Here is a 6,750-nt window from a genome sequence, read left to right as displayed (position 1 = left end):
CAGCGGCGCGGAAAGGATCGCGGCGATCTCCGGGCGGGAGGCGGACTGCGGTGCGCAGACCCCGGCCGGTTCGGTCGCCCGTACGGCTTCCGTGATCCAGCTGCGGTCCAGCACGCGGCGCTCGTCGGCCTCGGCGACCAGGTCCTCGGACTGGTTGTAGTCGCCGTCCGCCGCCTGAACGGCCCACAGGTGCACGGCGACGCCGTGTTCCTTGGCCGACATCAGGCCCGGCAGCAGGTCCCCGTCCCCGGTGACGAGCACGATGTCCGAGCAGGCGCGGTTACGGGCCAGTTCGGTCAGCTCGGCGTGCATCGCCGCGTCGACGCCCTTCTGGGCCCAGCGGCCGTCGCTTCTGGTCAGGGCGCCCAGCCGCACCGTGACCCTCGGCATCACGCGCAGCCTGCGGTGCTCGGGCTGCGGCACCCGGTCGGGGGCCCCGTCGAACCAGTAGATCCGCAGGAGATCACACTGCGTGTCGGCCTCGGCCCGCTCGCGCAACCCACGGATGAGTGCCGTGTGGTCCACGCTGATCCGGGAGCGCATCGGCTCTCCGGCGAGCAGGCTCGCGGCAGCGCCCAACAGATAGCCCGCATCCACCAGGACGACGCAGCGATCCACGATCCACCCACTCTCGGTCACCGAGCACAGCCCGAGGCTGCGTTTTCCTTCGAGTCTGCCCGACCGTACAGGGCTAATCAGCCGGGCCACGATCATCGGCGTGGCGGCACAAGCCGGGTGGGAACGCAACAGCGCGAAGAACCCACTCACTCGCGCCGATTGTTCGAAATGCGCGCTTCTTACCCGCGTGCCAGGCTGAATTCGGCCCAACGTTCAACGGTCCCCAGGAGGCGATCATGGCCAAGGGCAGGAACCAAGACCGTAATCAGAGCAAGGCCGAGAACGGCGAGCGCGACCAGAACAAGTCCGAAGGCGGTGCTGCGGAGGGCCGGCAGCAGCGGCCCCAGGCGAGCCCCGCCGACGTGGCGCGCAAGCACCAACGGCGCTTCGGCCACAACTGACCCTGCATGCGCAGAGGTCAACAAGGATCCGTCTGATTCACCTGTGCCCTCGGGCATCGCACATCGGCGCGCACGAAGGAGAGGGCGGCCCCAGCCCCGGGGCCGCCCTCCTCCGTCTCCTTGCAGAACCCTGTACCGGCCCGCGCCGGAAGCGGCTCAACCCGCCATGCAGGACGGGCCCAGCAGCTCCTTGAGGTCGCCGAACAGGGCCGGATCGGGCGTGACCCGGTGCTTGTCGAGCCTCAGAACCGTCGTCTTGCGGGCGCCCTGGAGCCGGACCCTCACCTCGCTGGAACCGCGGTGGTGGGTGAGGACTTCGCCCAGCTTCTCCACCAGCGGCGGCGTGATCTTCACAGTGGGAATGGTGATCGTGACGGGTGCGCTGGCGGACGCCTCGCTGAGGTCGGGGATCATCAGCTCCATGGCGACGAGGCGTGGCACGTCCTCGCGCTTGTCCAGCCTTCCCTTGACGAACACGACTGCGTCCTCGACCAGTTGGGTGGAGACCAGCTGGTAGGTCGCGGGGAAGAACATGCAGTCGATGGAGCCGGCCAGATCCTCGACGGTGGCGATCGCCCAGGCGTTGCCCTGCTTCGTCATCTTGCGCTGGAGGCCCGAGATGATGCCGCCGATGGTGACGATCGACCCGTCGGAGTAGTCACCGCCGGTGAGTTGGGCGATGGCAGCGTCGGCCTTGTCGTTGAGGACGTGCTCCAGGCCGAAGAGCGGGTGGTCCGAGACGTAGAGGCCGAGCATCTCCCGCTCCTGGGCGAGGAGGTAGGTCTTCTCCCACTCCTCCTCGGAGAAGGTCACGTCCAGACCGAAGCCGGGGGTGTCACCGCCGTCGTCTCCACCGAGGTCGCCGAATAGGTCGAACTGGCCCTCGGCCTCCTTGCGTTTGACCTGCACGACGTTGTCGATCATCGGCTCGAACTGTGCGGTCAGGCCCTTGCGGGTGTGGCCCAACTCGTCGAACGCGCCTGCCTTGATGAGGGATTCGACGGTGCGCTTGTTGCACACGACGGCCTCGACCTTGTCGAGGAAGTCGGGGAAGGAGGTGTACTTCCCCTTTGCCTTGCGGCACTTGACGATCGACTCGACCACGTTCTGGCCGACGTTCCTCACGGCGGTGAGACCGAAGACGATGGTCTTGTCGTCGCTCGAGGTGAAGTTGGCCTCCGACTCGTTCACGTCCGGCGGGAGGACCTTGATGCCCATCTTGCGGCACTCGTTGAGGTAGACCGCCGACTTGTCCTTGTCGTCGCGCACCGAGGTCAGCAGCGCCGACATGTACTCCGCGGGGTAGTTGGCCTTGAGGTAGGCCGTCCAGTACGTGACCAGCCCGTACGCGGAGGAGTGCGCCTTGTTGAAGGCGTAGCCGGCGAAGGGCACCAGCACGTCCCAGACGGCCTGCACGGCGGCGTCGGAGTAGTTGCGCTCGCGCATGCCCTTCTGGAAGTTCACGAACTCCTTGTCGAGAACCTCCTTCTTCTTCTTGCCCATCGCCCGGCGCAGCAGGTCGGCCTGTCCGAGGGAGTAACCCGCCAGCACCTGCGCGGCCTTCTGCACCTGCTCCTGATACACGATCAGGCCGTGGGTGATGTCGAGGACCTCCTTCAGAGGCTCCTCGAGCTCGGGATGGATCGGGGTGATCTCCTGCTGGCCGTTCTTGCGCAGGGCGTAGTTGATGTGGCTGTTCATGCCCATCGGGCCCGGCCGGTAGAGGGCCGAGACGGCGGAGATGTCCTCGAAGTTGTCGGGCTTCATCATGCGCAGCAGCGAGCGCATGGGGCCGCCGTCGAACTGGAAGACGCCGAGGGTGTCTCCGCGGCACAGCAGCTCGAACGTCTTCGGGTCGTCCAGGGGCAGATCGAGCAGCTTGAGGTCGACGTCCTTGTTCTTGCGGATCATCTTGACCGCGTCGTCCATGATCGTCAGGTTGCGCAGCCCGAGGAAGTCCATCTTCAGCAGGCCGAGCGACTCGCAGCTGGGGTAGTCCCACTGCGTGACGACCACGCCGTCGTTCTTCGGCGAGAAGACCGGGACGTGGTCGATCAGCTTCTCGCTGGACATGATCACGCCTGCGGCGTGCACGCCCATCTGACGCACGAGGCCCTCGATGCCGCGTGCCGCGTCGATGACCTTGGTGACGTCCGGCTCGTTCTCGTACATCCCCCGGATCTCGCCCGCCTCGCTGTAGCGCGGGTGGTTCTTGTCGGTGATGCCGGAGAGCGGGATTCCCTTGCCGAGCACGTCGGCCGGCATGGCCTTGGTGATGCGGTCACCCATCGCATACGGGTAACCGAGCACGCGGGCCGAGTCCTTGATGGCGTTCTTGGCCTTGATCGTGCCGTACGTGCCGATCATGGCGACCTTGTCGGCGCCGTACTTCTCGGTGACGTACCGGATGACGTCACCGCGCCTGCGCTCGTCGAAGTCGATGTCGACGTCAGGCATCGAGACGCGCTCGGGGTTGAGGAACCGCTCGAAGATCAGACCGTGGGTGACGGGGTCGAGGTCGGTGATGCCCATCGCGTACGAGACGATCGAGCCCGCCGCTGAACCGCGCCCGGGGCCCACCGCGATGCCGTTCTCCTTCGCCCACATGATGAAGTCGGCGACGACGAGGAAGTAGCCGGGGAAGCCCATCGAGATGATGACGTCCATCTCGTACTCGACCAGGTCCTGGCGATCCTGCGGGATGCCGCCGGGGTAGCGGCGGGCCATGCCGCGCTTGACCTCTTCCTTGAACCAGGACACCTCGTCGTAGCCCTCGGGCACATCGAAGCGGGGCATCAGGTTCCGCGTCTCGAACATGCCTGAGACGTCGACCCGTTCGGCGATGAGCAGCTGGGTGTTGCGGCATCCCTGCTGCCACTCGTCCGAGGAGTCGATGGCGTACATCTCCTCGGCCGACTTCAGGTAGTAGCCCGCGCCGTCGAAGCTGAAGCGGTCCGGATCGGAGAGATTGCTGCCGGTCTGGATGCACAGCAGGGTGTCGTGGGCCGCCGACTCCCGCTCGTACGTGTAGTGCGAGTCGTTCGTGACGACGAAGGGGGCGTCGATCTTCCTGGCGACCTCCTCGAGGCCCGCCCGCGCCCGCTTGTCGATGTCGATGCCGTGGTCCATCAACTCGACGAAGAAGTTCTCCTTGCCGAAGATGTCCTGGAACTCGCCGGCGGCCTTGACCGCCTCCTCCATCTGCCCGAGACGGATCTTGACGCTCACCTCGCCGGAGGGGCAGCCGGTGGTGGCCATCATCCCCTTCGCGTACTCCGCGAGCAGCTCGCGGTCCATACGGGGCTTGCGGAAGAAGCCCTCCAGGCTGGCGCGGGACTGGGCGCGGAAGAGGTTGTGCAGGCCGTCCCGGTCGCGCGCCCACATGGTCATGTGCGTGTACGCGCCGTTACCCGAGACGTCGTCGCGCTTCTGGTGCGGGGTGCCCCACTTGACCGGGCGCATGTTGCGGCGGTGATCGGGGGCGACGTAGGCCTCGATGCCCATGATCGGGGTGATCCCGGCGTCCTTCGCCTGATGGAAGAAGTCGTAGGCGCCGTGCAGGTTGCCGTGATCCGTCATCGCGATGTGCGACATGTTCATCTCGCCGCAGGCGTTGAACATGTCCTTCAGCCGCGCCGCACCGTCCAACAGCGAATACTGAGTGTGCACATGCAGATGTGTGAACGGCTCTTGGGTCACGGCGCGGGACACCTCCGGGCACGGATGTTGCGGGAACGGTTCCGGAGTCTACGACCCGGCACTGACATCCGCCGACCGAGGCGCCGGGGTTCCAACTCCCGTGGGACGCCGAGGCGTACGCGTCCCCGCGCGAGCGCATTCCGGGCGCTCCCCCAGCGTTGCGCGCGCCGGGATGTGCGAGAGGATCCTCGGACACGCTCCGTCAGCTCCGGTGAGCACCCGATTCGGGCACCGCACCCAGAAGGGCACCCCATGGCAACGCAGCAGGCCGACGCGACAGGCGCGCGCGCAGAGCGGATTCTGGAGGTCTTCGAGACCGCCTTCGGCGAGCTGCTGGCCGCCGATCCGGCGGCCTTCCAGGTCAAGTTCCGCAAGATGGCGGCCTCCGCCTTCGCCTTCTACCGCGGCACCGCGTGTCTCTTCTACGCCGACGCCACCGCCTCCGACCAGGAGGGTTCCCGGCACGCCGGCCCCTTCCTCGACGACCGCACGGGCCGGGTGTGGATCCACGGCGATCTGCACGCCGAGAACTTCGGCACCTACATGGACGCCAACGGCCGCCTCACGTTCAACGTCAACGACTTCGACGAGGCCTTCGTCGGCCCCTTCACCTGGGACCTGAAGCGCTTCGCCGCGTCCGTCGCGCTCCTCGGCTACACCAAGGCGCTCAGTGACGGGCAGATCACCGGCCTGGTGCGCGCGTACGCCGACGCCTACCGCGAGCGCATCAGCGCCCTCGCCGGCGACGCCAAGGCGGACGAGGTGCCCTCACTCACCCTCGACACCGCCCGCGGCCCGGTCCTCGGCGCGCTGCGCTCGGCCCGGTCCAACACCCGCTTCGAGCTTCTCGACAGCATGACCGAGATTCGCGACTGGGAGCGCCGGTTCACGCCCGGCGGGGGCGCCATCGAGCTGGACGCCGCGACCCGCGCGAAGGTGCTCGAAGCCTTCGACGCCTACATCGGCACCCTGCCGGGCAGGACCCGCTTCCGGTCCGACGCCTACCGCGTCAAGGACGTCGTGGGGCGCCGCGGAATCGGCATCGGCAGCGCCGGCCTGCCGTCGTTCAACATCCTTCTCGAGGGCCACAGCGACGCCCTGGAGAACGACCTCGTGATCTACATGAAGCAGGCGCAGACCCCGGCCGTCTCCCGTCACATCACCGACCCCGAGATCCGCGGCTACTTCCAGCACGAGGGCCACCGCACGGTGATCTCGCAGCGCGCCCTCCAGGCGCACGCCGACCCCTGGCTCGGCTGGACGGAGCTGAACGGCATCGGGCAGCTGGTCGCGGAGGTCTCCCCGTACGCGGTGGACCTCGACTGGTCCGACCTCGACGACCTCGACGAGATCACGCAGGTCGTCGGCGACCTCGGCCGCGCCACCGCCACCATGCACGCGGCCGCCGACGACGAGAGCGGGCACTCCCTGGTCCCCTTCTCCACCGAGCGCGCCATCGACGCCGCGATCGCGGCCGACGAGGAGGGCTTCCCGCAGCTGCTGGTCGACTTCGCGCACGAGTACGGGGCCATCACCCGTCGCGACCACCAGATCTTCGTGGATCTCTTCCGCAACGGCCGCATCCCGGGCCTGTAGGGCAGGACGGGCCGGAGCTGCCGGTACGGGCGGGTCCGGGCGGTCCGTCACGGAAGGTCCGGCAGCGGCCCGTCAGAAGCGGAGTCACGAGGGAGGCGCAGGTAAATCCCGGGCACCTTTAGGGACCCCTTAGCCCTCCTCGTGGCACACTTTCCCGGCGATGAGCATGGATGCGGCAGGCATACGGACAGTGCGGGCGGTCTTCTTCACCGTGCTGTGCGTCACGCTGTCCGCAGGCGCCCACGTCCTGCTCTCCGGTGTGCCGCTCCCCCTCGCCCCGCTGCTCGCGGTGGGCGCCGTGATCTTCCTGCTGGCCTTCGCCCTCGCCGACCGCGAGCGGAGTTACGGCCGCATCGCCGGCCTGCTGATCCCGCTCGAGCTGCTCGCCGACACGGTCTTCACCACCGGCCAGCACGCCTGCTACGGGCAGACGGGC

At 67.6% G+C, this 6,750-nt stretch carries 4 protein-coding genes and 1 pseudogene; 3 read left to right on the top strand and 2 right to left on the bottom strand.

Annotation, left to right across the window (positions count from 1 at the left end):
* On the bottom strand, window positions 1-618 hold a 618-nt coding region (locus H5J26_RS26745; RefSeq protein ID WP_181768540.1), incomplete at its 3' end, for an NYN domain-containing protein.
* A 236-nt stretch (window positions 619-854) separates the two neighbouring features.
* Between H5J26_RS26745 and H5J26_RS26740 the strand changes: the two genes are divergently transcribed.
* Window positions 855-1,019, top strand: coding sequence for a hypothetical protein (locus tag H5J26_RS26740; protein ID WP_181768539.1), 165 nt, complete (start codon window positions 855-857; stop codon window positions 1,017-1,019).
* A gap of 156 nt (window positions 1,020-1,175) precedes the next feature.
* On the opposite strand, the gene dnaE is transcribed toward H5J26_RS26740, so the two are convergent.
* Complete coding sequence (gene dnaE, locus H5J26_RS26735) at window positions 1,176-4,718, bottom strand: DNA polymerase III subunit alpha (protein ID WP_181768538.1); 3,543 nt, start codon at window positions 4,716-4,718, stop codon at window positions 1,176-1,178.
* A 252-nt stretch (window positions 4,719-4,970) separates the two neighbouring features.
* Here dnaE and H5J26_RS26730 point away from each other — a divergent pair, with 252 nt between their 5' ends.
* Together H5J26_RS26730 and H5J26_RS26725 are read left to right on the top strand one after the other, a co-directional pair.
* Window positions 4,971-6,314, top strand: coding sequence for a DUF2252 domain-containing protein (locus H5J26_RS26730; RefSeq protein WP_181768537.1), 1,344 nt, complete (start codon window positions 4,971-4,973; stop codon window positions 6,312-6,314).
* Window positions 6,315-6,480: 166 nt separating this feature from the next.
* Window positions 6,481-6,750, top strand: a pseudogene (locus tag H5J26_RS26725) (hypothetical protein); the annotation flags it as partial.

Origin of the sequence: Streptomyces albidus (ex Kaewkla and Franco 2022), from assembly GCF_013870515.1 — a bacterium.
GTDB classification, from domain to species: Bacteria; Actinomycetota; Actinomycetes; order Streptomycetales; family Streptomycetaceae; genus Streptomyces; species Streptomyces albidus.
The sequence above is the reverse complement of the archived record's forward strand: the minus strand, read 5'-3'. Positions and strand labels throughout refer to the sequence as shown.